Source organism: Streptococcus tangpeifui, assembly GCF_044503215.1.
In the GTDB taxonomy this organism is placed as follows: Bacteria; Bacillota; Bacilli; order Lactobacillales; family Streptococcaceae; genus Streptococcus; species Streptococcus tangpeifui.
This window is the reverse complement of the sequence record NZ_CP172427.1, coordinates 1,681,322-1,708,279: the sequence shown is the minus strand read 5'-3', so window position 1 is coordinate 1,708,279 and position 26,958 is coordinate 1,681,322. Positions and strand designations below refer to the sequence as shown.

Below are 26,958 nucleotides of genomic sequence, written 5' to 3'. Positions count from 1 at the left end.
GTCTGCATGCACGATAATATAAAATATTGGGAGTAACAATGACAGCGAAAATCATTGATGGTAAGGCTTTGGCCAAGAAAATGCAGAGCCAGTTAACAGAAAAAGTAGCTCAGCTAAAATCTAAGCATGGTATTGTACCAGGTCTGGTGGTCATTTTAGTGGGGGATGATCCTGCTAGCCAAGTTTATGTTCGCAATAAGGAGCGGTCTGCCTTAGCGGCAGGATTTACCAGTAAAACTATCCGTCTATCAGACAGCATCAGTCAGGAAGAGCTGCTGGCTATTATTGAAAAATACAACCAAGATTCCAACTATCATGGGATTTTAGTCCAGCTGCCCCTGCCTAACCATATCAATGACAAGAAGGTGATTTTGGCCATTGACCCTAAAAAAGATGTTGATGGTTTCCATCCTATGAATACTGGTCACCTTTGGTCTGGTCGTCCTCTTATGGTTCCTTGCACGCCAGCCGGCATCATGGAAATGCTGCAGGAGTATCAGGTTGATTTGGAAGGTAAGAATGCTGTTATCATCGGTCGTTCCAATATTGTCGGTAAACCCATGGCTCAGTTGCTCCTAGATAAAAATGCGACAGTCACCTTGACCCATTCCAGAACTCGCCATCTGGCTGAAGTCTGCAAAAGAGCAGACGTTTTAATTGTGGCTATTGGTCAGGAAAATTTTGTGACCAAGGACTATGTTAAGGAAGGAGCTGTGGTCGTCGACGTTGGCATGAATCGTGATGATAATGGCAAGCTGGTTGGTGATGTTAAATTTGATGAGGTGGCTGATCTTGCTAGCCTGATTACTCCAGTTCCGGGTGGTGTCGGCCCTATGACCATCACCATGCTTCTGGAACAGACCTACCAAGCAGCCTTAAGAAGTGTGAGCTTATGATTATTGATGAAAAATTAGTCGCAGACCTTATACAACCCCGTCCCCTTAAAAGCCATAAGGGGACTTTTGGTCGTACCCTCCTTATCGGTGGCATTTATCCTTATGGTGGGGCTATTATTATGGCTGCCTTAGCTACGGTCAATAGCGGAGCAGGTTTGGTGACAGCTGCTACTGACCGGGCTAATATCACAGCCTTGCATAGTCACCTACCGGAGGCTATGGCCTTTGATTTGGCAGACCAGTCACTCTTAAAGAGACAAATCCATGCGGCTAATGTCATTCTGATTGGCCCAGGTCTGGGAAATTCCCCTCTAGCTCAGAAAACTTTAGAGCTAGTCTTGACCCAAGCTGAATCAGAGCAAACCCTTATTATTGATGGATCAGCCTTGGATTTACTGGCTCAAAAGGAGCAGATTGATTGGCCTACGGAAAAAATTGTCCTGACGCCCCACCAGAAAGAATGGGAGCGCCTGTCAGGCATAGAAATTTCTCAACAAGACCAAGAAAATACCCAAGCAGCTCTAGTCCGCTTTCCCAGTCAAACGGTTCTAGTGGCTAAGTCCCACGAAACAAAAATCTATGATCAGACTGGCCATATCGGTCAATTGACAGTTGGCGGCCCCTATCAGGCAACTGGTGGCATGGGTGATACCTTAGCCGGCATGATTACAGGTTTTGTAGCGCAGTTCACAGATAACCTCTTTCAGAGTGTCGGCGCAGCCAGCTACCTTCATTCGGCCATTGCAGAGGATCTGGCCAAGGAAGCCTACGTCGTCCTCCCAACCAGCATCAGTCAAGAAATTCCCAAGTGGATGAAAAGGATGAGCGATGAGACGTAAAAAGGCTGCCAACTTTTACCACATCCTCAGCAAAATCAATTCAACCAAATAAGCAAGACTCAAAAAGGGCAGGAAGGGAACAGCCCTTTTTTCTTTGCGGCTAATGATGAACAGGATGGCTAGCAGACTCCCCAGTTGAATTAGCCAGAGAAGGGAATGAAGGTCCGTAGTCAGGGCCAAGAGGGCCAAATAATAGAGGTCTCCCTCTCCGATTCCCAAGGGCAGAATTTGAGCCAAGACTCCCAGTAGAAGAAGAATCAAAGCTGTGGTATTACTGCCGCAGAAAGAACAGGTAACTAGGCCTGCTAGTAAAATAATAACCAAGGGGTAGTTCTGGTTTTTCAAATCGTAGAGACTCAGTAAAAGACTGATCAGGATTAAACAGACCTGGTTCCAGCTCAGTCCGCCAATCCAGCCCAACCAGAAGGTCAGAGCAGAGGCAATTTCTAAGAGACAATAGCTGATCGGCAATTTTGTCCCACAGAAACGACAGGCAAAACCGTTGCCTATCTCCGAAAGAATGGGAATCAAATCTCTGATGGCCAAAGCTCGGCCGCAGCTGTCACAATGACTGGGAGGCCAGATAATAGATTTTTCTGGGAAGCGATCCAGCACCAACCCCAGAAAGGAGCCTAAACTGGCCCCAAGAAAAAGTATTAAAAGAGTTTCCATACTTATTATTCCGAAAATAATTCAAATATTTGCATATTTGCTAAGCTTGAATTAGAATAAAGATGTCAGTAAATAAGAATCATTCTAAATAAGAATCCCTTCAATTACCGACAAGATAACTTGAGACTGAGCAAAAACTTGTCCGATATTCCTATTTTGGAATAAACTCTTGGTGCAGTGGTTGGGAGCAAGACTTGTTGTCTATGCCAACTTAGTCTTTTTCTGCAAGTTCATTAGGCGCTTGAGGCGCTTAACGTAACGGCTTAGTAACTTAAATAAATAGGAGGTTATATCATGTCATATTCTGTAGATGCAATTGCAAAACAAGTAGCTCAAGCTGCTGATAGCCAATCTGGTTCTCGTCCAAAGACCAAGGCCGTCCTCAACCAAGCTGTTGCTGATTTGTCTAAGGCCTATTCAATCGTTCATCAAATTCATTGGTACATGCGAGGACGTGGCTTCCTTCATCTTCATCCCAAAATGGACGAATACATGGATGCCATCAATGCCAATCTTGACGAAATCAGCGAACGGCTGATTACTCTGGGTGGCTCTCCTTATTCTACTTTGGCTGAATTTGACCAAAATTCAAACTTGACTGAAGAAAAAGGTACATGGGATAAATCTATGGAGGATCACCTGCGTCGCCTCGTTGACGTCTATACCTACTTGGATAAACTCTATCAAGTTGGTTTGGATGTTACTGATGAAGAAGAAGATGCTCCAACCAACGATATCTTCACAGCGGCTCAGGCTGATGCTGAAAAGACTCTTTGGATGGTTCAGGCCGAACTTGGCCAAGCTCCAGGGCTGGAATAAGCTTGATGCGTTTTATAGATATAGGACGGCCTTTCTAGGTCGTTTTATTTTTGTGAAAATTTTTGGTTTGATTTTCCTCAGAAAATTTCAGAAAACGCTTTCTAATCAACTTGAAAGCGTTAGCTTTTTTTGTTACAATTTGCTTATGAAAACTTTGTATGATGTTCAGCAGCTACTCAAACGCTTCGGGATAATCGTTTATCTGGGCAAGCGGCTCTATGATATCGAAATGATGAAAATCGAGTTAGAGCGGCTCTATCAGTCTGGCCTTATAGAAAAACAGGATTACCTGACAGCCGAATTGATTTTACGGCGGGAGCATCGTTTGGAAAAGCAAAGAATAGAAGAAGGAAAAACACATGACTAAAAAATTATTGGGTATTGACTTAGGTGGTACAACCATCAAATTTGGTATTTTGACAACAGAAGGAGAAGTCCAAGAAAAGTGGGCAATTGAGACCAATATTTTGGAAGAAGGCAAGCATATTGTGCCTGATATTGTAGAATCTCTCAAGCACCGTTTGAACCTCTATGGCTTGACAGCTGAGGACTTCATTGGTATTGGTATGGGATCACCTGGTGCTGTTGATCGTGAGAAAAAGACGGTAACTGGGGCCTTCAACCTCAATTGGGCTAAGACTCAAGCAGTTGGTTCGATCATCGAAAAGGAGATTGGTATTCCTTTTGCTATTGACAATGATGCTAATGTTGCAGCTTTAGGAGAGGCTTGGACCGGTGCCGGAGGCAACAATCCCGACGTTATTTTGGTGACGCTAGGGACTGGTGTTGGCGGTGGTATCATTGCTGATGGCAACCTCATTCATGGAGTGGCCGGTGCTGGTGGTGAAATCGGTCATATCAATGTCCAACCCCTTGATGGATTCGAATGTACCTGCGGTAACAAGGGTTGCTTGGAAACTGTTGCTTCCGCAACGGGTGTCGTGCGTGTGGCTCGTCAGCTGGCAGAAGAATACGAGGGTGATTCACTAATCAAGAAAGCTATTGACAACGGGGAAACTGTGACCAGTAAGGACGTCTTTGTCGCTGCACAAGCTGGTGATGCCTTTGCCGATTCTGTCGTTGAAAAGGTAGCCTTCTACTTGGGGTTGGCAGCAGCCAATCTTGGGAATACCCTCAATCCGGATTCTCTCGTTCTGGGTGGCGGTGTTTCAGCAGCAGGTGAATTCTTACGCAGTCGGGTTGAAAAATACTTCCTGCAATTCGCCTTCCCAGCTGTTAAGACGTCAACGAAGATTAAGATTGCTGAGCTGGGAAATGATGCTGGTATCATTGGCGCTGCCAGTCTAGCCCGTCAATTTGCCTAATCGATTGAAAATGGTCCGCTAGTGTTATTGGCGGATTTGTCTAGCCTAAATTTATTAAAGGAGAATTTTTTCATGAGGTCACAAATGCTTATCAACTGGATTTTAGTTGCTGTTATTGTTCTTGCCTTTCTGGGCTGGTCAGCTTGGCGGTATTTGCGGATTCGTCGTGCGGCTAAATTTATTAACAACAGCGAATTTCAGCAGCTCATGCATCAAGGACAAATTATTGATCTGCGGAGTTCTAAGGCCTTTCAGGATAAGCATATCCTAGGAGCCCGTAATTTCCAAATTCAACAGTTTAAGGAGTCTCTCTCTGCTCTTCGCAAGGATAAGCCTGTTTTGCTCTATGATAATATGCGCAGTCAGGCAGTTGCTCGGGCTGTTCCAATTCTTAAAAAGGCTGGCTTTACCAATGTCTATGTCCTTGAATCTGGTTTTGAAAATTGGGATGGCAAGACCAAGTAAATACTTGAAAAAGATAGCTTGAAAATCTTGTAAAATTTTTCAAATTTATATCTTGTCAGGAAATAGGGACTATGGTATTATAAATAGGTAGCCGCTGTAGTTAAATGGTATAATAGAGCAATGGTAATGCTCCGTTCCGAGTTCGATTCTCGGTGGTGGCAGATCTAGTGAGAGGAGACTGGGACAATAGTTACCAGTCTCCTTATTTTTTAGTGTAAGTAGCAAGCTGCAGTGGTTGGTTTGTGATGATGAGCTTGATGCTTTAGTTTTTAGCCTATCATGTGCCAGCGGCGGTAAAGTCAAGTTCTCATCCCTTGTCAAGTAAGATGAGCAAACAGGCTGGAAGACAGTTTGAGAAGGCTAAAATCAACTATGGGGAGGTGGGATGACAAAATCGATGGTTTTGCCGTATCCATACCGATTTTTGTCTCACGCCCTTCTCTTGCTATTGATTTTGTTTAATTGAACAGGCTTACAACTCTGTGGAAAAAGATAACCATTTTAGATGCTAGTGTATCTTCGGCAAGGTTCCTATTTTCCTTTGAGTTGTTTAACAGCTTAGTATCTTACGAGGAGGTGCAAGATGACTGTCCAGGATTTATGGCTCAAACGAGATCAGTTCAATCTCTATGGTAAATTTTATCTACCCGATCAAAGAAAAGGGAAACTTCCCCTAGTTATCATGTCCCATGGCTTTAGGGGAAATCATTTAGGAACACAAGTTTATGCTCAGCAGGCTTATGAAGCTGGCTATGCCGTTTATTCCTATGATTTTGCTGGCTCTGGGGATGGCTCAGAGAAGCAAAGTGATGGTAATTTCCTTGATATGTCAGTACTGACTCAGGCTGATGACTTACAGGCTGTTTTTGAGCAACTGCAGGAACGGCCTGAAATTAATCCCAATCGAATTTACCTTATGGGTGAGAGCCAAGGCGGATTTGTATCAGCCTATGTGGCTGGTCAACTTTCTGAGCAGCTTGCAGGTTTGATTCTCTTTTATCCTGCCTTTGTACTTCAAGATGATGCCAAGGAACGTCTCGCGAAATACGGTCTCGGACCTGAATCTCGTGTTGTCATGGGAACTCAAATTGGAGCCATCTACAATCAGGATGCGACTTCTTTTGACATCTATCAAGAGATGGTGGCCTATCAAAAGCCTGTGCTTATCGTCCACGGAGACAGCGACAAAATTGTCCCCCTCAGTTATTCTGAGCGGGCAGAAGAAACCTACGCTCAGGCTGAACTGCTGGTCTTGCCCAATGCTGGTCATGGCTTTCATGGCGATGACGTTCGTAAGGCTGGTCAAGCTATGTTGGCCTACCTGAACCAAAGACAAGCGGACTTGCGAGGTGAGGAAATTTGAGCGTCTTTCTGCAGAGTATTTCAGGTATTGTTACTATCCTGATTATGGTGTTGGTTGGTTATGTTTTAGCTGAGCGGGGATGGTTTGATGATAAATCTTCCAGTATACTGGCTCGCTTGGTCACTCAAATTGGTCTGCCCTGCTACATGATTGAAACCATCTTTGGACGATTTTCGGCCCATGATCTTAGAGTTATGCTGCCTCAACTGCGTTATCCAGCCCTGTCCATGGTTATCCTCCTAGGGATTGCTATGGCTGTCGCCCAGATCTTTCAGGTCAAGAAGTCTCACCGCGGTCTCTTTACCTCTATGTTCTTCAACTCCAACACGGTCTTTGTTGGTCTGCCGATCAATCAGGCTCTCTTTGGCGACAAGAGTATTCCCTATGTTTTGGTTTATTATATGTGCAATACGACCTTCTTTTGGACGATTGGTCTCTACCTGATTCAGCGAGATGGTGAAACAGAATCAGGGCTTAACTGGCAAAATAGCTTGAAGAAGATCTTCTCCGCTCCCCTGCTTGGCTTTATGGCCGGTGTAGCCTTGGTACTCTTAAAAGTCCAGCTGCCAGATTTTCTCTTGTCAGACCTGACCTATTTGGGCAATATCACTATCCCTCTGTCTATGATTTTTATCGGCCTATCCATTTCCAAGGCGGGCCTCAGCCACCTGCGCCTAGGGAAGGACCATCTTCTGATTCTTCTGGGACGCTTTGTGGTGGCTCCTCTGCTCATGACCCTCATGGTTCTGCCAGCCAAGATGCCTCATCTGATGAAGGAAGTCTTTATCATCCAGTCGGCCATGCCTGTTATGACGAATGCCCCCGTTGTTTCCAAACTTTACGGTGCTGATGCAGACTATGCAGCTATTATGGTAACAGAGACAACGCTCATGACCTTAATTGTCATTCCAATCTTAATGGTCTTGCTGGGGTAGGGATATGATATAATGGTGATTAGCCAAGGCAAAAGAAAAGGAGTCGTCAGATGACCTACGAACAAGAATTTTTAAAAGACTTTGAAGACTGGCTCAATAGCCAAATTCTAGTGAATCAGACAGCTGTTAAAACCAGTCAGGACGTTTGGAAAGAAGATGGGGATGAGCGGGCTAAAGAAGCTGCCATCCGCTATGAGAGCCGTCTAGATGCCTACCGATATTTGCAAGGGAAATTTGCCAATTACCACCAAGGCAAGTCCTTCCACGACCTGCCAGATAATTTGATGGGGAAACGGACCTATTAAGCCCTAGTGCGTATCAGCGAAACGATAATATTCAACAGACCTCAGCAGAAACCGCTGCTCAGGTCTTTTATCTATTCCCAAAAACGATTGGTAGTGATTGCTTGTTCAAAAGCTGTTTACAAATACTTAAGAAGTCAAAGTCAGACTGGGAGAAGAGCCAGAGACAGCTTAAACTACCCAGTGGATAGCTTAAGTTTGGAAATAAGATAGGCCTAGTTTGTGTTATTGAAGGATAGCAAGGTGAAGTCAACAAAATAGTATTGTGATTTTGAAAAAGTATAATAGTTGCCAGCTGAAATAGCTGTTTTACGATAAATGCCTAAAAGAGTTTAAGTCCAAGTCGCATAGAATGAAGCAGGCGCGATAACTATTCTTAAAAAGATGAGCTTGTTCAGTGCTTGACTCTAGGGTATTGTTCTCTTTCGTTTTTAACTCAGTTTGACAAAATATATGATAAATAAGATTCTGACCCTGAAAGCCTAGGCAGTCAGAAAGAAAGCGGAAGTTTTCATAAGGTAGAAGGTGGTACTAAAATCTATCAGACCTCACTCCATAAGCAAGGTTTCCGATTATCATAACCACCAAGCAACTGTTTTTATCATATCAATAACCACAAAACTTTCTCCCTTGAACCATGGTGATCATTCTCTACACAGCGCACTATCTTGTCAAAAATTTGATTGGAGTGCTATTTTGGCAGGTTATTTAAGAAAAATGTAAGTATTTGTCTGGGTTTTAGATTACAATTTTGTAAAGAATGGCCTGAAATTGCCATTTCTAGGCCTTTTGGTGTTTATTTTCTGAAAAGAACCTGCTATAATAATAAAAAAAGTTTTTGGAGTATAAGATGTCTCAAAAGAAAAATCGCAAAAAAGCATTGAAGTTGAAAATGAAACGTCAAGGCCTGCTCAAAGGCCAACCAGCTCAAGAAGCTGCCCCTGCTAAACCAGCGGCTCCTAAGAAACCAGCTCAAACGACAGCAGAAGTTAAGCCAGCCCCTAAAGTAGACCAAGTCGATATCTTTGCTGGTCTCGGTGCTGCTAAACAAGCCAGTCTTGAAGAAGCAGGTTTTAAGACTTTGGCCGATTTTGAAAAGGCTTCTGAAAAAGATGTTTTGGCTGTTAAGGGTATCGGTCCAGTAGCAATCACTAGCTTGAAAGAAAACGGGGTCAGCTTCAAAGCCTAAGTTTTGAAGTCATCATCTATATCAGAGGAGTAGAGCAGATATCTGTCACAGAGAGCGGTGAGGTTGAGAAATCCGCACAGGTAGCTTTTACGGGTTGCTGATATATCATAAACAGCATAGCAAAGTTGCAGATAGAGCTCAGCTCCATTTCTGAATATGGGTGGTACCGCGGATTATACATTCGTCCCTGTCTGGCATGATGCCAGATAGGGACTTTTTTGTTGTGAAAGGAGACGATAGAATGATGTCCTTAGATCTAAACCAATTCAAATGGACACGCCAGCCAAAATCTTATCAGATATCTGATAAGGAAATTACCATTGAAACCCTGCCTCATACTGACCTTTGGCAGAGAACCTACTATCATTTTTGCAATGATAATGCACCGGTTTTGCAGATGTCTACGGATGAGCAGTATTTTTCCTTTGTCGTTAAGACTAGCTTTGACAGCCAGCACCGCTTTGACCAATGTGGTGTGGTGGTTTATCTGGACAGTGACAACTGGATTAAGGGGTCAATTGAGTATGAAAATGAAACCTTTCAGCATCTAGGTAGTGTTGTCACTAACCAAGGCTATTCAGACTGGGCGACAGTGGAAATTCCTGCTGAAACCAACAGCATGTGGTACCGTCTCAGCCGCCGCGGTCAGGATTTTCGGATTGAAAATTCGCTGGACGGTGTGACCTTTAAGCAGATGCGAATTGCCCATTTAGCTAAAGCAACAGATGAGATTGCTTTTGGCATCTATGCCTGCAGTCCAGAGGATTCCTCTTTTAAAGCCACATTCACCGATTTTGCTTTGATGGATTGTCAATGGCAGGCTCATGATGGGCAGCAGCCGGATTAGAGAAAATTGCCATGCTAAAGATTTTAGAAGAATTTGATGGAAAGATTCTGCCCAACGTGGAAACGGAACGTCTGAATTTGCGTCAGCGGACAATTGCAGATGCTGCAGATATCTTCACTTATGCCAGTTTGCCAGAAGTAGCCTACCCAGCGGGATTTCCGCCGATTGAAAAAATTGAGGATGAAGTTTATTATTTGGAGCATGTCCTGCCTAAAAGTCAAGCAGAGCAGCAATTGCCTTCTGGCTATGGCATAAAGCTAAAAGGAGAGGATAAAATGATTGGCTCTGTGGACTTTAACCATCGTCATGCAGATGATGTGTTGGAAATCGGCTATACCCTGCATCCGGATTATTGGGGACAAGGTATTGTGTCGGAGGCATCAGCAGCTCTGATTGAACTGGGCTTTACCCTCCTCAACCTTCATAAGCTTGAATTAAATTGCTATGATACGAATAAACAAAGTCAGCGTGTGGTAGAGAAATTGGGATTTACCTTAGAAGCACGAATTCGAGATCGTAAGGATGTCCAAGGAAATCGCTGTGATGACTTAAGATATGGGCTGCTTAAAAGTGAGTGGGAGTCAGCTCATGGATAAGGAAAAGATTCTTGCCAGCACGCGCCAATTCGTGAAAGCTACTTTAGCTGGTGAAGCCAGCGGTCACGACTGGTGGCATATTGCGCGTGTCACTAAGACTGCTCTGACTATCGGTCAGGCTGAGAATGCCGACCTCTTCACCGTGGAGATGGGAGCTCTCCTGCATGACATGGCTGACAGTAAGCTCTTTGATGAAGGTAAGGCTCTGGCTGAGGTTGAGAATTTTCTTACTGAGCAAGGTTTATCACAAGTCCAAATCACTGAAATCACCAGTATCATGACAGGTATTTCCTATAAGGGCGGGCACAACACCGCCCAGCTTTCCCTAGAAGGTCAGATCGTTCAAGATGCTGATCGCCTCGATGCCATCGGCGCTATCGGCATTGCGAGGACTTTTGCCTATTCAGGCAACAAAGGACGCCTAATCCATGATCCTAACATGAAGCCAAGGGAAAATCTTAGCCTAGAGGACTACCGCAAGGGCGAGGACACCGCCATCATGCACTTCTACGAAAAACTCCTCAAACTCAAAGACCTCATGAACACAAAAGAAGGCAAACGCCTAGCCCAAGACCGCCACGAGTTTATGGAAAGCTACCTCCAGCAATTTTATGCTGAGTGGGAAGGGATGCGTTAAAGTCTCGCATAACTGTGCCCCATAAAAAGGAGGAGAATATGGAAAAATTTGATACCAAGAAACTGATCTAGACACGCCAGCTCAAAGCCTATGAAATTCCAGAGGATAAGATTGTCATCGAAATCCTGCCTCATACTGATCTCTGGCAGCGAACTTATTACCATTTTCAAAAAAATGATAATGCGCCGGTCTTGCAGCTGACAACAGGTGAGTAGTATTTCTCCTTTGTCGTCAAGACCAGTCTTGACAGTCAGCACCGCTTTGATTAATGTGATGTGGTGGTTTATCTGGACAGCAAAAATTGGATTAAGGGGTCATTGAGTATGAAAATGAAGACTTTCAGCACCTAAGCAGTGTCGTGACTAATAGCGGTTACTTGGACTGGTCAACCGTTGAAATCCCTGTGGAGACTAACAGCATGTGGTACCGCCTCAGCCGCCGTGGTATGGTTTTCCGTATCGAAAATTCACTGGATGGTGAGACCTTCAAACAGATGTGCAGGCCCATCTAAACAAAGTGACCGATGAAATTTCTTTCGGTCTCTATGCCTGTAGCCCAGAAGACTCCTCCTTTAAAGCTATCTTCACTGACTTCCAAATGCTAGACTGCCAGTGGCAAGCCCATGATGGGCAGCAGCCGGATTAAAAAGAAAATCCCTATTAAATGATACCATCCTCTAAATCCTTTGAAGTCTGTCGCGCAAAATATCTGGATTGTAAATGAAGATATTGCGGAGATGAGCGCGAGGATAGCTAAGATTCCCTTTTCTACTCGTATGACAGTTGTACGCTTATCAGACAGCAGGCTCTGGTGCCATTCTCCCATCAATCCCCATGCAGAGTTTTTTCAGGCTTTGGAACAACTGGGAGAAATCAGCTATCTGATTGGCCCAAACAGATTTATTATGCCTATATCGAAGCTTGGACAAGGCGTATCCCAAGGCAGAGGTCTGGCTGGCACCGAGGATTGCCGATCGTGCCCAATCTCAGAAAATTACTCTGTCAGCAGGACAAGAATTAACAAATCGAGCATCCGTAGCTTGGTCAGCTAATCTGGAACAGCATCTTTTCAAGGGAAACCGCTATATGCAGGAAGCTGTCTTTTTCATAAGGCAAGCAAAACGCTCATCTTGACTGATGTGATTGAAAATATTGAAACACAGGAAATCTCACCAGCGGCTGCTTTATAAAATCGTAGGCAATGCTTATCCCAACGGCGTGACCTGCGCCTAACTTTTACAGGATATAAAAAGAAGCTAAAACCAGCTTTCAAACTCTGAAAATTGGGCGCCTAAAATATCATTCTAGCCTATGGTCGCTGTCAATTTGGCAATGGACAGGAAGCATTGGAGAAAACTTTTGAGTGGGTGAAGTAGGAAAAATGCAAAATTAGTATGGTTGAGATTTGGACTATTAAAAGGTGAGTGGAGAGAAATAACATGAATACTTTAAAAAACCATAAAAGAATGATTAAAAATTGCTTTAATACTATGCTTAGTTGGTCTATAAATTTTTTAAATGGATTAAGAAATAATATTTTAACTTTGTTATTTAGTATTTCATTAGGAGGAGGACTCAGCCTAGAATTATCTGTATTACTAAGAAAACTAAATTTAAATCACATGAAAACACTTATATTTACTTTACCATTCAATAGTGTTGAGTTAAGTACTATAATTGTAGCACCGGTTCTACTAATTATAGCTTTTTTAAAACTTCCAAAAATTAAAAAAAGATTCAAAGTCTCTATAGTAAGTCTGTCAATGATTTTAGTGGTATTTGGAATCTACACGATTATTTATTTAAATAATACAGAACATAATAAAATTAGTGTGGGTAATTCATTGTCCATATTGTTAATTTATCTATGCTTTAAAATTATTTATATTATAATTGAATTATTATTATATTTATATAAGCGGATGTATGATTGGCTACTAGATACAAACAGTACTGTTGAACCAGCAAAACTAACCTTAATATGGACAATTATAGCATTTATATTAGGGATATTTATTTCAAAGAAATGAGGTGATTTGTTATGAATATAAAGGATATTGAAAAATATATATCAAATATATGGTTACTTGGTTTTACTACATTAATTGAAATAGGTATCAGTTTTTGGACTTGGTCTTTTAAGAATAGCCAGTTGGTTAAAAATATAACTAGTGATGAGAGTCTAAATACAATTTCAAAATCTTTTAAAATAATTCAATTAAATGGTTATTATTTTCATTTGATTTTTGGAATAATTTGGATATTTTTCTTGTTAGGATTGATTCTATACTCCTTAAAACAAAGGAAGTATGTAGGAGTATTATGGTATATTTTATTTATCGTTATTTTTTGGCTGATTTTTTGGGATCCTATTTTAACTTCATTCTTAATAGTAGGTTCCCTAGGAATAGCTGCAATGTATTCGTTTGACAATTAGAGGAGAACTAACATGAAACAACTTTCACCAAAATACAATCCAGCCGAGGTTGAGGCTGGGCGTTATCAAACTTGGTTAGACCAAGATGTTTTCAAGCCATCTGGCGATAAGAAAGCCCACCCGTATTCTATTGTGATTCCACCACCAAATGTCACAGGTAAATTGCACTTGGGACACGCTTGGGACACGACACTTCAAGATATTATTATCCGCCAAAAACGCATGCAAGGCTTTGATACCCTGTGGCTGCCCGGTATGGACCATGCGGGTATCGCCACGCAGGCCAAGGTCGAAGCCCGCTTGGCTGAAGATGGCATTTCTCGTTACGACCTCGGTCGTGAGAAATTCTTGGATAAGGTCTGGGAATGGAAGGACGAATATGCCGCAACCATCAAGGAACAGTGGGGGAAGATGGGAATTTCTGTCGATTACTCACGTGAGCGCTTCACCCTTGATGAAGGACTGTCAAAGGCTGTTCGTAAGGTCTTTGTTGAGCTTTATAAAAAAGGCTGGATCTACCGCGGTGAATTCATCATCAACTGGGATCCTAAGGCTCGGACAGCCCTGTCTGACATCGAAGTCATCCACAAGGATGTGGAAGGTGCTTTCTACCACATGAACTACATGCTGGAAGATGGTTCACGCGCCCTTGAGGTTGCAACGACCCGTCCGGAAACTATGTTTGGGGATACGGCTGTCGCTGTTAATCCAGAAGACCCACGCTACAAGGACTTAATTGGCAAAAATGTTATCCTGCCAATCGTTAACAAACCAATCCCAATCGTGGCCGACGAACACGCTGATCCAGAGTTTGGTACAGGTGTCGTTAAAATCACACCTGCCCATGACCCTAACGACTTCTTGGTCGGTCAGCGCCATAACCTGCCGCAGGTCAATGTCATGAACGACGATGGAACCATGAATGAACTGGCTGGTGAATTTGCCGGCATGGATCGCTTCCAAGCCCGCAAGGCGACGGTTGCAAAATTAGAGGAAATCGGCGCCCTTGTCAAGGTCGAAAAGATGACCCACTCGGTCGGTCACTCAGAACGTACCGGTGTCATGGTGGAACCCCGCCTGTCCACCCAATGGTTCGTCAAGATGGATCAGCTGGCTAAAAATGCCATTGCCAACCAAGAGACTGATGATAAAGTGGACTTCTATCCGCCGCGTTTCAACGACACCTTCCTGCAATGGATGGAAAACGTCCACGACTGGGTAATCTCCCGCCAGCTTTGGTGGGGTCATCAAATCCCTGCTTGGTATAATGCAGACGGTGAAATGTATGTCGGTGAGGAAGCACCGGAAGGCGATGGCTGGACACAAGACGAAGATGTCCTTGATACGTGGTTCAGCTCTGCCCTCTGGCCCTTCTCAACTATGGGCTGGCCTGATACGGATAGCGAAGACTTCAAGCGTTACTTCCCAACCTCAACCCTTGTGACAGGTTACGACATCATTTTCTTCTGGGTGTCTCGCATGATCTTCCAATCTCTGGAATTCACAGGCCGCCAACCGTTCAAGAATGTCCTCATCCACGGTCTTATCCGCGATGAGCAAGGACGCAAGATGTCCAAGTCGCTCGGAAACGGAATCGACCCTATGGATGTCGTTGATAAATACGGTGCAGATGCCCTGCGCTGGTTCCTTTCAAACGGTTCTGCGCCGGGGCAAGATGTCCGCTTCTCTTACGAAAAGATGGATGCTGCTTGGAACTTCATTAACAAAATCTGGAATATTTCCCGCTATATTCTCATGAACAATGAAGGCTTGACTTTGGATCAAGCGACAGCCAATGTCGATAAGGTCGCTGCGGGAACGGCAGGCAACGTGACAGACCGCTGGATTCTCCACAACCTCAATGAAACGATTAGCAAGGTTACGGAAAACTTTGACAAGTTCGAGTTTGGTGTGGCCGGTCACATCCTCTATAACTTCATCTGGGATGAATTCGCCGACTGGTACGTGGAGTTGACCAAGGAAGTCCTCTACAGTGACAATGAAGACGAAAAAATCATCACGCGCTCAGTCCTCCTCTACACACTGGACAAGATCCTGCGTCTGCTGCATCCAATCATGCCGTTTGTGACGGAAGAAATCTTTGGACAATATGCAGATGGCTCAATCGTGACAGCAACTTACCCAACCGTTAACCCTGCTTTTGAAAATGAAGCTGCGCATAAAGGTGTGGAAAGTCTCAAAGATCTGATCCGTTCAGTGCGAAATAGCAGAGCCGAAGTCAACGTGGCACCAAGCAAGCCAATCACCATCCTTGTCAAAACCAGTGACAGCGACTTGGAAAGCTTCTTTAATAGCAATGTCAACTACATCAAGCGTTTCACCAATCCTGAAAAGCTTGAAATCAGCTCAACCCTTGACACACCTGAACTTGCCATGTCAGCAGTTATCACAGGTGCTGAAATCTTCCTCCCACTCGCAGACCTGCTCAACGTCCAAGAAGAGTTAGATCGCCTCAACAAAGAGTTAGCCAAATGGCAGAAAGAACTGGATATGGTCGCCAAGAAACTCAGCAACGAAAAATTCGTCGCCAACGCCAAACCAGAAATCGTTCAAAAAGAACGCGACAAACAAACCGACTACCAAGCCAAATACGATGCAACAGTCGAGCGGATTAAAGAGATGGAGAAGCTTGAAAAATAAGATTTGCTTATCACCCATCAACCCCATGTTCAAAATGAGCATGGGGTTTTTGATCCATGAATAATCATTTTAATTTGGAAAAAGTTATATAAAGTTATATAATAAAGTGAAAGTTATATAAAGTTATATACGAAATAAAAAGTTATATAATTAAATATCAGTAGCGAATTGTGCAAAAAGGGAAGATTTTTCTATTTCGCTTGATCCGTAGGCGTCCTAAATTTCTTTGGGTCGCTTAATATCTTAATATAAGGAGAATTTAGATGGCAGCTAATCCTTTTACATTGGGCTTTGGAAAACGCCCTCATACCTTCATTTCTCGAACATCTGAGATTCAATCGGTTATAAATGACTTTAATGAAGAGAATTCCGCCTCCCAATCCTATCTTATAACCGGTGTACGCGGATCGGGTAAGACAGTAACCATGACGGCTATTGCTAATAGTTTAAAGGAGTCCGGTGACTGGATTGTTATCAATCTTAATCCTAATCGCGACTTACTTAAAAGTTTAGTTGCCAAACTTTATGACATTCCCGAACTCCATCAGTTATTTATCAAAGCTAAGTTTAATCTTACTTTATTTGGTATTGGTGCTGCTATTGAGAATGTGCCTCCGATCAATGATATTGAAGTGGCGTTGGAGAAGATGCTGGCTCAAGTAAAACTATTAGATAAGAAAGTTCTTGTCACTATAGATGAAGTAACGAAGACTGAAAATATTAAAATTTTCACCAGTAGCTTTCAGCTCTTGATACGTGAGGATTATCCTATTTTTCTACTTATGACGGGGCTTTATGAGAATATCTATGAGTTGCAGAATGATGCCACACTTACCTTTCTTTACCGTTCGCCTAGACTGGATCTAGCTCCACTGGATAAGATTTCTATCAAGAAGCGTTATCGTAAAATCTTTAATCTTACCGACGAAAAAGCAATCAATATGGCCAATCTGACTGCTGGCTATTCCTTTGCTTTCCAAACTTTAGGTTATCTCTGCTGGAAAAATAGAAACTATTTAGATAATCGTAAAGCCTTGCTTGAAGCTTACGATGAAGCCTTACAGAGTTATGTTTATCAAAAGATCTGGTCAGAACTCTCAGGTCAAGATAAAAAAGTCTTGAAAGCCTTGTCTAGGCAGTCAAAGACTCGTGTTAAGGATCTCAGAGAAAGTCTCAATTTTACCCCAAGTCTTCTATCTGTATATCGTGAACGCCTCAAACGCAAAGGTCTAATTGATACGTCAGAATATGGCTATATTTCCCTGACGCTACCCCGCCTAAGCGACTTTATCCTAGAGTATGAAGGGTTGGAGTAGAGCAATAACACTATGATATGAATTAGGCCGTTGGTAATAGAATAATTTGTATAAAAGAAATAGCGAGGTTAAATGATATGGCTGAGTCAAAGACGAAACGATTACTTTATTTTATGTCTGAGTTAGAAAAGGGAAATCAGATCAATAAGGATGCGTATCTGTCTAAGTTCAAGATTAGTGATCGAACAATGAAGGAAGATATCAGTGAACTGAAAGCCAATTTAAAAGAATTGCGTCCTAACATGCATATCAAATTTTCACGAAAATATGCATGCTATTATGCAGACTATGAACAAGGGTATGGAAATTTAAAGTATAATCAAGCAGTCATTCTCTCAAAAATCTTATTGGAGAGCCGAGCCTTACGAAAAGATGAAGTCTCTGAAATCATTAATATTTTTGTGGAACGCGCAGTTGATGATAAAGAACGTACAAGAATTAAAAAATTAACTCAGTTTGAGCTCAATAGCTATCAGGAATTAAAGTTTTATCGAGAATCTAATAAGTCTATTTTGCCGATTATTTCCGCTATTTTTGATGCGATTGTTGATCAGCGTCCACTAGCTTTTAGCTATGCAAAGCCCTCTAGCAAGATTGAAGAGTACATTGTTTTGCCGATTTCTGTTATTTTTGATAGTCATTATTTTTACTGCATTTCTTACAAATTAGATGAGAATTTTAAGAGTCAATATAAACTGCAGGAATTAAGGTATTTTCGGGTGGATAGATTTAAAACTATTCATAAGTCTACTGTAAATTCTGCCTTTTCACTAACTGAAGAAGAGCAAAAACGTCTTATTAAGGATGAACAAGTTCGATACCAGACTTTCTCAATGTTTTCTGATCAGAAATGGGTGAAGATTCAGTTTAAGTATACGGGTAAATTTAGGGATGTATTAGAAGCGGATATTCCAAAATTGAAAATCATTAATGAGTTGGAAAATGGTATTGTCTATGAGATAGAAACCCTGAGTTTATTTGGCTTTCAGAAATATATTCAACGTTTTGATGGAGATTTTATATTTCTGGATATAAAAAGCATAAAAAATAACTATGATTAATACAGAAAATATTTTTTGAGATTCAAGTAGAAGTACATATTTTATGTGCTTCTATTTGTATTTTTAAGGGAAAAGTTATATAGAATACGTAATTTAAACTAAGATGCCGAAAAACATGTTTATTTAATGTATTTTTCTGATATACTTTAGATGTTGAAAGGATATAGGCCTATACGAATCATTTCGATATTGTTTATTTAAAGTGTCGATTTGTTTATATAAGTAGTTTGTGAGGTGGATGAATGATTTTAGCACATTATGAAGATGAAACAGGTAAGAAACAGTCATTAGAGGAACATTCTTTTAATGTAGCTAACAAAGCAAGAGAAGATGCTGACTCTATTGGGCAGGGAGATTTGCTTTTTTTGCTAGGCCTTTATCATGATCTAGGAAAAGCCGATCAAAAATTCCAAGATAAATTAACCAAGAATCCCGCTATGCATGTTGACCATTCCTATGCTGGCGCTAAGTATTTGTTTGAAAAAATCAAAATAGGTCTCTCTGCAAAGGGGGTTGACAAGGCAGCGCGTTTACAATTCAACGATATTATTGCTTATGCCATTTCTGCCCATCATGGTATGTTTGATATTTACTACTATGATGAAGAAGCGAATCAATATAATTATAATAAACTTAGAAATCGCATTACTAAGCAGATGTCAGATTATCATTTTGATAGTGATGTAAAAAATTATGCTACCTTTTTAGAATTAAAATTGAAAGATTATGGCTATCAAGATTTAGATGATTTGATTTTAAAAGCCTTTGAAAATTATCAAGAAGCTACGTCAAAGTTGGACTGTCGGGATAGCAGTGAGGAAGCTTATTATCAATCATGTTTTGTACGGCTATATCTATCATTATTAAAGAATGCTGATATTCTAGACACAATCAATGCTTATGGTTTACTCATTAATCCTTTAAAACGAAGTGAGAAAATAAAACTAAATGAATCCTATCTAAAATCTATTGAGGAAAAATATCGCAGTTTTAGTCACCCAACGACTAAACTAAATGTCATTCGTACACAGATTGCGGACCGTGTTAAAAATAGAGGAGAAAGCGATTCGACAGGTATCTATCGCTTAGATTTACCGACCGGTGCGGGTAAAACGAATCTCAGTATGAGATATGCCTTTCACCAAATGGTTAATCAAAATAAGACTAAATTTTTCTACATTACACCATTTTTATCTGTTTTAGAGCAAAATGCCGCTGAAATTAGGAAAGTAATTGGTGACGCAGGTGTATTAGAACATCATTCTAATGTTATTAGGCAGGTTAATGATAATGACGAAAAAGAAACATTAATGTCTGACTATTTGATTGATAGTTGGGATAGCCAGGTTGTCTTGACATCAATGGTGCAATTTTTTCAAACCTTGTTTAAAACAAAGTCATCTAATATCAGACGTTTCTCAAGTCTTATTGACAGTGTTTTGATTTTAGATGAGGTGCAATCCTTGCCTATCGAAGTGACCACTTTATTTAATCTCACTATGAATTTTTTAAATAAAGTGATGAATACAACCATTGTTCTATGTACAGCTACACAGCCAGCCTATGATTCTGCCGCCATTAATCATAGAATTGTTTATGGAGGTAAAAATGATGAATCTACTGATATTGTTGATTTAACACGTGACGAAAAAGAAGTCTTTTCAAGGACGGAGCTTAGAAAATTTGATGAAAATGATCAAAACTCAAAGCTATCAGATTTAGTAGATTTTGTTTTGGAGAATAATGAATCAACCCTTGCAGTTTTCAATACTAAAAAGACAGTTGATAAATTTTATACTCTACTTGAAGAGCTGACAGAGAGGCCAATTTATCAACTGTCAACTAATATGTGTGCACAGCACAGATTAGATATCATTTCGGAAATGAAGCAGCAATTAAAAGATGACCTACCTATTATTTGTATCAGTACACAGCTAATTGAAGCAGGTGTTGATGTCGATTTTAATCGTGTCATTCGCTCTTACGCAGGAATTGATTCCATTGTGCAAGCTAGTGGACGTTGTAATCGTGAAGGTAAGCGTAACACGGGCCAAGTTACCTTAGTTAATCTAACAAATGAAGAGGAGAATATCTCATCACTCAAAGAAATAAAAGCTAAGAAAGACGCAACAGAATATATTTTACATAAGATTTCATCGCCCATTGATACTTCTCTTTTAAATCGTGATTTCTTTGAATATTATTATGCTAATAATCAAGATTCAATGGACTATCCTTTGGAACATGATAGTGAATCTGTTTATGATTATCTGAGTATTAACGAATATCAAAATAGGCCAAGGTTTAAAGGTAAGTTAAAGCAAGCTTTTAAAACTGCGGGTTCAAAAATGAATTTGATAAATAATGACACTATAAGTGTATTAGTTCCTTATGGCGATGCAATTGAAAAATTATTGGTTTTGGAAGAGTTATGTGGCTCCGATTATCCATCTGTTGAAGACTATCAAGCTATAAAAGGCCTTCTAAAGGAATTGCAGCCTTATACGGTAAATGTTCGTGAGCACGATCAAATACTTGAAGCAACAAAATCTTATCTTCATGAACAAATTTATATTTTATCTGAGGGTTATTATAATGAAAGAAAGGGTATCACACTGGAAACAGGCAGTTTCCAGTTTTAGATGAAAACAGGCCAACGAAAGTTAGTAGAGAACTCCGTTGACCTGATATTCAATATAAATAATCACTAAATATAATTTCAATCCACATAGGTACACTATGATAATTTAAATTATAATAAAAATATTTATTTAAATCAATTGTTTTTTTCATAAACACTAAATATAGAATAAAAATTTTGACTTTTGAAATTCCAAGTGCTAAGATAGGTTTATAAAATCACAGAAGGAGGTTTTAACTTTGTACAGATCAAGAAATTTTTATGTCAGAATTCGTGGCGATCGGGGACTCTTTACAAACCCGGCCACTAAAGGAGGCTCAGAAAGATCATCGTATTCTGTACCTACGCGACAAGCTTTGCAAGGAATAATTGATAACATCTATCATAAGCCAACATTCACAAATGTTGTTACGGAAGTTAAGGTTGTCAATCAAATTCAGACAGAGTTGCATGGCGTCCGTGCTTTGTTACATGATTACAGCGCAGATTTGAGCTATGTTTCATATTTGAGTGATGTTGAGTATCTTGTAAAATTTCATTTTATTTGGAATGAAAATCGTGAAGATTTAATTCAGGATAGGCTGCCTAATAAGCACGAAGCTATTATGGAACGCTCCATTCGAAAAGGAGGACGACGAGATATTTTTCTCGGCACAAGGGAGTGCTTGGGTTTGGTCGATGAAATTAGTCAGGAAGAGTATGAAACTATCCCTTCTTACTACGATGGCATTACTATTGATTTAGGTATCATGTTTCATTCTTTTGCCTATCCAATAGATAAAACAAGGCCGTTGAAATCTTATTTCACCAAAACAGTGATGGAGAATGGAGTGGTTAAGTTTAAGCCTCAGTCTGAGTGTGAGATTGAAAATACCCTGTCTAGTTATGCCTTTAAAGCGCCTGGCCAGATTAAGTCAGCTGATGATGAATACAATGAATATGAAGACATGGAGAAAGGGGAAAATTAATGGATTTTTTTACTTCTCTCTTAAATGCTTATGAAAAAGCAGAAGAAATAGGCTTAGTTGACCAACAAACGGGCGATAATGAGGCCGTTTTGCTTCCGATTTATCATACCAGTTTAAAGTCAAATGGGAAAAATATTATTACAGTCAAATTGGATCAGAACGGTAGCTTCTATAAGGCTGAATTCATGGCTAATAACCAAATGATTATTTTTCCTGTGACTGCGGATTCTGTCGCGAGATCAGGCAACAAACCTGCTCCCCATCCTCTTGTTGATAAGCTTTCTTATTATGTTTCAGAGGTGAATCAGTCACAGTATGATGATTTTCATAAGCAATTGACTGCTTGGATTGATTATTGTGAGGAAGGTAAGGTTAAAGAATTTTTAATGGAAGTCCAGCATTTTATCCTTCAATCGGATTTTTTAAGTAATATTCTTCATTCTTTATTTGGGGAGCATTATCGAAGAGAAGGCCTGAAAATTACCTATCCTGATTCTAGTGGAAAAGATAAAACCATTGATTTATCAGCCTATTTCCTAGAATTTTCAATTGTACAATTTCACAGCCTCAAAGACGAATCAGTGACCAGCTACAAGGCACTACATCAGTCGTTTATTTCGTTTATAACTGCCAACCAAGATAATTTAGGAACTTGTAATATTAGTGGACGCACAGAACAGATTACCAATAAACATCGGGGACTAATGGGGAATGCTAAAATTATTTCAGTTAGTAATAAAATAGAAGCCTATAAAGGGCGCTTTAAGGAGCGAGAAGATGTTTTTAGCGTTGGCTATGAAACTTCTGAAAAAATTCATTTAATGATCAAGTATCTCTTGGAAAATAAAAACAGCAGTACTTGGCTAGGTTCGTCACAGTATCTCATAAATTGGTTTAGTGATGATTTAGCAAACAAGAGTCAACTGGATATTGTGAAGCCAGTATTTAATGATTTTTTTGAAGATGATGAGGACGAAGAAGACAGTCTGGTTTCCATTAAACCGAATGAAGAAAATAAACAAATAGGTTCTTCGTTCATTAGGGGGCAAAAATTATTTGGTAATGATGCAACCTACTATGTTGCAATATTGAATAAAACAAGTAATGGTCGTATTGCTTTAAAATATTTCCGCCAACTTAAAGTTTCTCAGTTGTTGAAAAATTTGGAAACGTGGCAAGAAAATTATTCTTGGGTAGTAAGAACTAACTCAGGAAAAAAAGTACCTACCTTTAATGAAATAATCAGTGCTGCCTATGGTGTTGACAGAGAACGTTATTTGGAATTGGATAATGACAGTTTTCAAAGCGATCAATATCAACAATTAGTAACAGCTCTGATTGATGGACGCCCTTTACCAAATACAATTGTCAAAAAATTCGAGACTAATATTAAACAACGTCAAAGATATCCTAAACACTGGTACCAAGTCCAACAAGTTAGTCTTGGAATTTTACATAAACAATATGGAAAGGAATTTACACCAATGTTAGACCACCAAGAAACAGATCGTTCTTATTTATTTGGACGCTTGCTTGCCATTTATGAACTGTTCGAGGCGCAACGCTATGCTTTAGATGGTGGCAGCCAGGAACGCATCACGAATGCTGAGCGTTATTGGAATGCCTATACAGGTCAACCAGCCAAGATGATGAATCATTTAGAAAATAAAATTAAGCCTTATGAGGAAGTTTTGAAGTTGAATAAACCTGGTATTTGGCATAAATTGGATAAGGAAAGAAAAGAAATTATTCAACTATTGACACCAATGTATGCTTATAAAGAGTTTACACAGCCTTTGGACTATAAATTTATCTTTGGCTACTATGCTGAAAAGCAATTTTATTACACTAAACAAACTAAAGAAAACGAGGAATAAGATATGCTAGAACACAAAATTGATTTTATGGTGACCGTTGAAGTGAGAGAAGCTAATGCAAATGGAGATCCCTTATCAGGGAATATGCCAAGAACAGATGCTAAAGGTCATGGCTTGATGAGTGATGTTTCAATTAAGCGCAAAATCAGAAATCGTATGCAAGATATGGGACAGTCTATATTTGTACAGGCAGGAGACCGTATCGAAGATGAATTCAAATCTTTAGAAAAACGCTTTTCAAATCAGTTTACGTCTAAAACTCCTGACAGTGAAGTTGAGGAAAGGGCTAACCAATTATGGTTAGATGTTCGTTCTTTTGGCCAAGTCTTCACTTACTTGAAAAAATCAATCGGTGTAAGGGGGCCAGTTTCCATCAGCATGGCGAAAACCTTAGAGCCGATCGTAATCTCCAGTCTGCAAATCACTCGCAGTACCAATGGTATGGAAGCTAAAAACGAAAACGGCCGTTCATCTGATACCATGGGAACCAAGCACTTTGTCGAATACGGTGTCTATGTCATCAAGGGGTCTATTAACCCTAATTTTGCTGAAAAAACCGGATTTTCTGATGAAGATGCTGAGGTGATTAGAGAAGCGCTCGTTAGTCTTTTTGAAAACGATGCGTCATCGGCTCGTCCTGAAGGGTCAATGCGTGTGCGTGAGGTCTTTTGGTTTACGCATAGCAGTAAGTTAGGGAATGTATCCAGTGCACGTGTCTTTGACTTGTTAGAATTCGATAAAGAAAAACAGGACAAAGACAGCTATGAAGACTATGCTATCCATCTCAATCAAGAAAAACTGGCAGACTATGAAGCTAAAGGATTGAAAGTTGATATCTTAGAAGGACTTTAATATGGTCTATTCAGAGAATGATTATCTGATGTTATCGGGAATTCAGCACTTCCAATTTTGTAAAAGGCAATGGGGACTGATCCATATTGAGCAGCAATGGGCTGATAATGAAGCAACAGCCCATGGGCAGATTTTGCACCAAAAGGCAGATAATCCCTATATTAAGGAAAAACGAAAAGATGTTATCACTTCACGAGCTATGCATGTCTCATCAAAAATGCTTGGTCTTTATGGCATTCTTGATGTTGTGGAATTTCATAAAAATGACAATGGTGTTGTTCTGAATGGTAAACGAGGGAAGTGGCTACCCTGTGTTGTTGAATATAAACGAGGGAAACCTAAAAGAGATACTCGTGATATTGTTCAATTGGTAGCGCAGACTATTTGCCTTGAGGAAACTTTTGGGTGTCAGATTGAGACTGGCTGTCTTTATTACCATAGCGTGAATCAAAAGAAGATAATTGAAATCACTGAAGAATTGCGCCAAAAAGTTTTTGATTTAGCTGAACAAATGCATTATTATTATGATAATAAAATCATAGATAAGGCAGAGTATTTTAAAAATTGCCCTTTGTGTTCTTTAGTGGATATTTGTAAACCACGTCTGAGTAAGAAGTCTCGCAATGTGGAAAATTACATTAAACGGTCTTTAGCAAGTGAGGATAGTTTATGAAAAAATTGCTAAATACTTTATATCTCACGCAAGATAACTTTTATTTAACGCGTGAGCGGGATAATATTGTTGTCAAACAGGAGGGAAAGGTTGTTAGTCGTTTTCCTTATCGGATTATTGACGGTATTGTTTGCTTTTCATACCTAGGTGCCTCACCATCTTTGATCGAACTTTGTGCAAAAAATCAAATTAACCTTTCTTTTCATACACCTCAAGGTCGTTTTTGCGGTCGTTTTGTAGGTCCGACTAATGGCAATGTTTTGCTCAGGCGTGAGCATTATCGCTTAGCGGATCATGATCTTTCGACGGAATACGCTAAGCGCTTCATCTTGGCAAAGGTATCTAATTCCAGAAAATATTTACTTCGTTTTAAGCGTGATCATCGTGATAAGATTGACACTCAATTATTTGAAGATATCAATACAGAATTGACTTGGGCTTTGGAGCAAATTCAATCTGCACCCGACAAGGAAACTTTGTTGGGAATTGAAGGCCAGGCAGCTAATCAGTACTTCAGGGCATTCAATGAGTTAATCCTAACGGATAAAGAGACCTTTAAATTTAATGGCCGGACACGAAGGCCACCACAGGATTACGTCAATGCTCTGATGTCATTTGGCTATAGTTTGCTGACTTACGAATGCCAATCGGCTTTAGAAGCAGTTGGATTGGATAGTTATGTTGGATTTTACCATACAGATAGGCCGGGTCGTGCCAGTCTAGCTCTGGACTTGGTGGAAGAATTTCGTTCTTATATTGTTGATAGATTTGTTTTTTCGCTGATAAACAAAAGGCAATTAAATAAAAAGCATTTGGACATCAAAGAAAATGGCAGTGTTATTCTAACAGAAAAAGGACGTGCTATTTTTATTGAAGCATGGCAGAAGCGTAAGCATACAGAAGTTGAACATCCTTTCACTAAGGAAAAAGTCAAGTTAATGCTCTTGCCTTATGTTCAAGCTCAGCTATTGACTAAAGCAATTCGTGGGGAATTGGAATCCTATCCGCCATTCTTAATTTAGGAGTCAGTTTATGATGGTTTTAGTGACTTATGATGTGAATACAGAGACTGCTGCAGGCAGGAAACGTCTCCGTCACGTTGCGAAGCTCTGTGTCGATTATGGTCAGCGCGTGCAGCATTCAGTCTTTGAATGTTCTGTGACACCGGCTGAATTTGTCGAAATAAAAAATAAACTGTTGACAATCATTGACCAAGAATCAGATAGTATACGATTTTATCTTCTTGGCAAAAATTGGCAAAATCGTGTAGAAACTCTTGGTCGAAACGACAGTTATGACCCTGATGCGGGGATATTACTTTTATAAAAACTTGAGTGCGAACCTAGGTTGCACATCAAAACCTAGGACACTCGCGCACAAAAATACAGAACTGAGTGGCAAAAAGTGTTTTTTACTGATAAAATACCATCAGTGACTAATAACATTTAGCCCCAAACGGTGCAACTACGCGCCGTCGCACCCCACACGGGTGCGTGGATTGAAATACTTTAAAGCAAGCATCGACTTTGATATCCAATCGGTCGCACCCCACACGGGTGCGTGGATTGAAATGTTTTGAGATAAACAG

The 26,958-nt window shown here is 40.4% G+C and carries 27 protein-coding genes, 1 tRNA gene, 2 pseudogenes and 1 CRISPR repeat array (1 of these 31 running past the window's edge); of the genes and pseudogenes, 29 read left to right on the top strand and 1 reads right to left on the bottom strand.

The window, feature by feature from the left end:
- The first annotated feature begins 38 nt into the window (after positions 1–38).
- Positions 39–896, top strand: coding sequence for a bifunctional methylenetetrahydrofolate dehydrogenase/methenyltetrahydrofolate cyclohydrolase (locus tag ACFSN5_RS07825; RefSeq protein WP_165209828.1), 858 nt, complete (start codon positions 39–41; stop codon positions 894–896).
- On the top strand, positions 893–1,735 hold the full coding sequence (locus tag ACFSN5_RS07820) for an NAD(P)H-hydrate dehydratase (RefSeq protein WP_165209830.1): 843 nt from the start codon (positions 893–895) through the stop codon (positions 1,733–1,735). Before ACFSN5_RS07825 ends, ACFSN5_RS07820 begins: the two co-directional genes overlap by 4 nt.
- Positions 1,736–1,750: 15 nt before the next feature.
- On the opposite strand, the gene ACFSN5_RS07815 is transcribed toward ACFSN5_RS07820, so the two are convergent.
- Positions 1,751–2,407, bottom strand: a complete 657-nt coding sequence (locus ACFSN5_RS07815) for a prepilin peptidase (RefSeq protein ID WP_165209833.1) — start codon at positions 2,405–2,407, stop codon at positions 1,751–1,753.
- Positions 2,408–2,701: 294 nt separating this feature from the next.
- On the opposite strand from ACFSN5_RS07815, the gene ACFSN5_RS07810 reads away from it, so the two are divergent.
- From ACFSN5_RS07810 to cas2, 27 genes and pseudogenes are all read left to right on the top strand, one after another.
- Positions 2,702–3,226: a Dps family protein gene (locus tag ACFSN5_RS07810; RefSeq protein ID WP_165209836.1), complete on the top strand. Its 525-nt coding sequence runs from the start codon at positions 2,702–2,704 to the stop codon at positions 3,224–3,226.
- Between the two features lie 145 nt (positions 3,227–3,371).
- Positions 3,372–3,593, top strand: coding sequence for a YqgQ family protein (locus ACFSN5_RS07805; protein WP_165209839.1), 222 nt, complete (start codon positions 3,372–3,374; stop codon positions 3,591–3,593).
- Entirely contained in the window at positions 3,586–4,551 is a 966-nt protein-coding gene (locus ACFSN5_RS07800; protein WP_165209842.1) for an ROK family glucokinase, read from the top strand. Before ACFSN5_RS07805 ends, ACFSN5_RS07800 begins: the two co-directional genes overlap by 8 nt.
- 72 nt (positions 4,552–4,623) lie before the next feature.
- Entirely contained in the window at positions 4,624–5,016 is a 393-nt protein-coding gene (locus ACFSN5_RS07795; protein WP_165209845.1) for a rhodanese-like domain-containing protein, read from the top strand.
- Between the two features lie 90 nt (positions 5,017–5,106).
- Positions 5,107–5,177: transfer RNA gene (locus ACFSN5_RS07790), tRNA-Thr, on the top strand.
- Positions 5,178–5,599: 422 nt separating this feature from the next.
- Positions 5,600–6,379, top strand: coding sequence for an alpha/beta hydrolase (locus ACFSN5_RS07785; RefSeq protein WP_004227971.1), 780 nt, complete (start codon positions 5,600–5,602; stop codon positions 6,377–6,379).
- Positions 6,376–7,314: an AEC family transporter gene (locus ACFSN5_RS07780; protein ID WP_004227149.1), complete on the top strand. Its 939-nt coding sequence runs from the start codon at positions 6,376–6,378 to the stop codon at positions 7,312–7,314. Before ACFSN5_RS07785 ends, ACFSN5_RS07780 begins: the two co-directional genes overlap by 4 nt.
- 50 nt (positions 7,315–7,364) lie before the next feature.
- Complete coding sequence (locus ACFSN5_RS07775; RefSeq protein ID WP_004225777.1) at positions 7,365–7,619, top strand: DUF1912 family protein; 255 nt, start codon at positions 7,365–7,367, stop codon at positions 7,617–7,619.
- Between the two features lie 847 nt (positions 7,620–8,466).
- Entirely contained in the window at positions 8,467–8,805 is a 339-nt protein-coding gene (locus ACFSN5_RS07770) for a hypothetical protein (RefSeq protein ID WP_165329533.1), read from the top strand.
- Between the two features lie 244 nt (positions 8,806–9,049).
- Positions 9,050–9,652, top strand: a complete 603-nt coding sequence (locus ACFSN5_RS07765) for a DUF1349 domain-containing protein (RefSeq protein ID WP_398601185.1) — start codon at positions 9,050–9,052, stop codon at positions 9,650–9,652.
- A gap of 11 nt (positions 9,653–9,663) precedes the next feature.
- On the top strand, positions 9,664–10,248 hold the full coding sequence (locus ACFSN5_RS07760; protein WP_165209854.1) for a GNAT family N-acetyltransferase: 585 nt from the start codon (positions 9,664–9,666) through the stop codon (positions 10,246–10,248).
- Positions 10,241–10,885, top strand: a complete 645-nt coding sequence (locus ACFSN5_RS07755; protein ID WP_165209857.1) for an HD domain-containing protein — start codon at positions 10,241–10,243, stop codon at positions 10,883–10,885. The genes ACFSN5_RS07760 and ACFSN5_RS07755 overlap by 8 nt, the downstream gene beginning before the upstream one ends.
- Positions 10,886–10,980: 95 nt before the next feature.
- A pseudogene (locus ACFSN5_RS07750) lies at positions 10,981–11,530 on the top strand (DUF1349 domain-containing protein).
- Between the two features lie 91 nt (positions 11,531–11,621).
- Positions 11,622–11,765: pseudogene (locus tag ACFSN5_RS07745) on the top strand (DUF4336 domain-containing protein); the annotation flags it as partial.
- Between the two features lie 40 nt (positions 11,766–11,805).
- Positions 11,806–12,018 carry a hypothetical protein gene (locus tag ACFSN5_RS07740; protein WP_350018441.1) on the top strand — a complete coding sequence of 71 codons (213 nt, stop codon included), beginning with the start codon at positions 11,806–11,808 and terminating at the stop codon, positions 12,016–12,018.
- Positions 12,019–12,323: 305 nt separating this feature from the next.
- Complete coding sequence (locus ACFSN5_RS07735) at positions 12,324–12,914, top strand: hypothetical protein (RefSeq protein WP_165329531.1); 591 nt, start codon at positions 12,324–12,326, stop codon at positions 12,912–12,914.
- An 11-nt stretch (positions 12,915–12,925) separates the two neighbouring features.
- Complete coding sequence (locus ACFSN5_RS07730; protein WP_165209866.1) at positions 12,926–13,321, top strand: hypothetical protein; 396 nt, start codon at positions 12,926–12,928, stop codon at positions 13,319–13,321.
- A 12-nt stretch (positions 13,322–13,333) separates the two neighbouring features.
- Positions 13,334–15,982: a valine--tRNA ligase gene (locus tag ACFSN5_RS07725; protein ID WP_165329530.1), complete on the top strand. Its 2,649-nt coding sequence runs from the start codon at positions 13,334–13,336 to the stop codon at positions 15,980–15,982.
- 263 nt (positions 15,983–16,245) lie between these two features.
- The gene (locus tag ACFSN5_RS07720) at positions 16,246–17,298 is read left to right on the top strand and encodes an ATP-binding protein (protein ID WP_165209872.1); all 1,053 of its coding nucleotides are present in this window, start codon (positions 16,246–16,248) and stop codon (positions 17,296–17,298) included.
- A gap of 77 nt (positions 17,299–17,375) precedes the next feature.
- The gene (locus ACFSN5_RS07715; RefSeq protein ID WP_165209874.1) at positions 17,376–18,359 is read left to right on the top strand and encodes a WYL domain-containing protein; all 984 of its coding nucleotides are present in this window, start codon (positions 17,376–17,378) and stop codon (positions 18,357–18,359) included.
- Positions 18,360–18,601: 242 nt separating this feature from the next.
- Entirely contained in the window at positions 18,602–21,001 is a 2,400-nt protein-coding gene (gene cas3 / locus ACFSN5_RS07710; RefSeq protein ID WP_165209877.1) for a CRISPR-associated helicase Cas3', read from the top strand.
- Positions 21,002–21,239: 238 nt separating this feature from the next.
- Positions 21,240–21,968 (top strand): type I-C CRISPR-associated protein Cas5c, encoded by a 729-nt coding sequence (gene cas5c / locus ACFSN5_RS07705; protein WP_165209879.1) that lies wholly within the window; start codon positions 21,240–21,242, stop codon positions 21,966–21,968.
- Positions 21,968–23,845 carry a type I-C CRISPR-associated protein Cas8c/Csd1 gene (cas8c, locus tag ACFSN5_RS07700; protein WP_165209882.1) on the top strand — a complete coding sequence of 626 codons (1,878 nt, stop codon included), beginning with the start codon at positions 21,968–21,970 and terminating at the stop codon, positions 23,843–23,845. Before cas5c ends, cas8c begins: the two co-directional genes overlap by 1 nt.
- A 3-nt stretch (positions 23,846–23,848) precedes the next feature.
- Positions 23,849–24,697 (top strand): type I-C CRISPR-associated protein Cas7/Csd2, encoded by an 849-nt coding sequence (cas7c, locus tag ACFSN5_RS07695; RefSeq protein ID WP_165329529.1) that lies wholly within the window; start codon positions 23,849–23,851, stop codon positions 24,695–24,697.
- 1 nt (position 24,698) lies between these two features.
- The gene (cas4, locus tag ACFSN5_RS07690; RefSeq protein WP_165329528.1) at positions 24,699–25,370 is read left to right on the top strand and encodes a CRISPR-associated protein Cas4; all 672 of its coding nucleotides are present in this window, start codon (positions 24,699–24,701) and stop codon (positions 25,368–25,370) included.
- Positions 25,367–26,392: a type I-C CRISPR-associated endonuclease Cas1c gene (gene cas1c, locus ACFSN5_RS07685; protein ID WP_165329527.1), complete on the top strand. Its 1,026-nt coding sequence runs from the start codon at positions 25,367–25,369 to the stop codon at positions 26,390–26,392. The genes cas4 and cas1c overlap by 4 nt, the downstream gene beginning before the upstream one ends.
- A gap of 10 nt (positions 26,393–26,402) precedes the next feature.
- Entirely contained in the window at positions 26,403–26,696 is a 294-nt protein-coding gene (gene cas2 / locus ACFSN5_RS07680) for a CRISPR-associated endonuclease Cas2 (RefSeq protein ID WP_165209893.1), read from the top strand.
- Between the two features lie 147 nt (positions 26,697–26,843).
- Positions 26,844–26,958: direct repeats of the CRISPR family, unit length 32 nt; unit sequence GTCGCACCCCACACGGGTGCGTGGATTGAAAT (it continues 2,126 nt past the right edge of the window).

Bases quoted from the DNA above. Each gene is read 5' to 3' on its own strand.
- cas4 (WP_165329528.1), top strand. From the start codon at position 24,699: ATGGTCTATTCAGAGAATGATTATCTGATGTTATCGGGAATTCAGCAC.
- cas7c (WP_165329529.1), top strand. From the start codon at position 23,849: ATGCTAGAACACAAAATTGATTTTATGGTGACCGTTGAAGTGAGAGAA.
- ACFSN5_RS07795 (WP_165209845.1), top strand. From the start codon at position 4,624: ATGAGGTCACAAATGCTTATCAACTGGATTTTAGTTGCTGTTATTGTT.
- ACFSN5_RS07825 (WP_165209828.1), top strand. From the start codon at position 39: ATGACAGCGAAAATCATTGATGGTAAGGCTTTGGCCAAGAAAATGCAG.
- ACFSN5_RS07760 (WP_165209854.1), top strand. From the start codon at position 9,664: ATGCTAAAGATTTTAGAAGAATTTGATGGAAAGATTCTGCCCAACGTG.
- ACFSN5_RS07785 (WP_004227971.1), top strand. From the start codon at position 5,600: ATGACTGTCCAGGATTTATGGCTCAAACGAGATCAGTTCAATCTCTAT.
- ACFSN5_RS07735 (WP_165329531.1), top strand. From the start codon at position 12,324: ATGAATACTTTAAAAAACCATAAAAGAATGATTAAAAATTGCTTTAAT.
- cas1c (WP_165329527.1), top strand. From the start codon at position 25,367: ATGAAAAAATTGCTAAATACTTTATATCTCACGCAAGATAACTTTTAT.
- ACFSN5_RS07720 (WP_165209872.1), top strand. From the start codon at position 16,246: ATGGCAGCTAATCCTTTTACATTGGGCTTTGGAAAACGCCCTCATACC.
- ACFSN5_RS07765 (WP_398601185.1), top strand. From the start codon at position 9,050: ATGTCCTTAGATCTAAACCAATTCAAATGGACACGCCAGCCAAAATCT.
- cas3 (WP_165209877.1), top strand. From the start codon at position 18,602: ATGATTTTAGCACATTATGAAGATGAAACAGGTAAGAAACAGTCATTA.
- cas8c (WP_165209882.1), top strand. From the start codon at position 21,968: ATGGATTTTTTTACTTCTCTCTTAAATGCTTATGAAAAAGCAGAAGAA.
- ACFSN5_RS07810 (WP_165209836.1), top strand. From the start codon at position 2,702: ATGTCATATTCTGTAGATGCAATTGCAAAACAAGTAGCTCAAGCTGCT.
- ACFSN5_RS07730 (WP_165209866.1), top strand. From the start codon at position 12,926: ATGAATATAAAGGATATTGAAAAATATATATCAAATATATGGTTACTT.
- ACFSN5_RS07805 (WP_165209839.1), top strand. From the start codon at position 3,372: ATGAAAACTTTGTATGATGTTCAGCAGCTACTCAAACGCTTCGGGATA.
- ACFSN5_RS07820 (WP_165209830.1), top strand. From the start codon at position 893: ATGATTATTGATGAAAAATTAGTCGCAGACCTTATACAACCCCGTCCC.
- cas2 (WP_165209893.1), top strand. From the start codon at position 26,403: ATGATGGTTTTAGTGACTTATGATGTGAATACAGAGACTGCTGCAGGC.
- ACFSN5_RS07770 (WP_165329533.1), top strand. From the start codon at position 8,467: ATGTCTCAAAAGAAAAATCGCAAAAAAGCATTGAAGTTGAAAATGAAA.
- ACFSN5_RS07725 (WP_165329530.1), top strand. From the start codon at position 13,334: ATGAAACAACTTTCACCAAAATACAATCCAGCCGAGGTTGAGGCTGGG.
- ACFSN5_RS07755 (WP_165209857.1), top strand. From the start codon at position 10,241: ATGGATAAGGAAAAGATTCTTGCCAGCACGCGCCAATTCGTGAAAGCT.
- ACFSN5_RS07800 (WP_165209842.1), top strand. From the start codon at position 3,586: ATGACTAAAAAATTATTGGGTATTGACTTAGGTGGTACAACCATCAAA.
- ACFSN5_RS07715 (WP_165209874.1), top strand. From the start codon at position 17,376: ATGGCTGAGTCAAAGACGAAACGATTACTTTATTTTATGTCTGAGTTA.
- ACFSN5_RS07775 (WP_004225777.1), top strand. From the start codon at position 7,365: ATGACCTACGAACAAGAATTTTTAAAAGACTTTGAAGACTGGCTCAAT.
- ACFSN5_RS07815 (WP_165209833.1), bottom strand. From the start codon at position 2,407: ATGGAAACTCTTTTAATACTTTTTCTTGGGGCCAGTTTAGGCTCCTTT.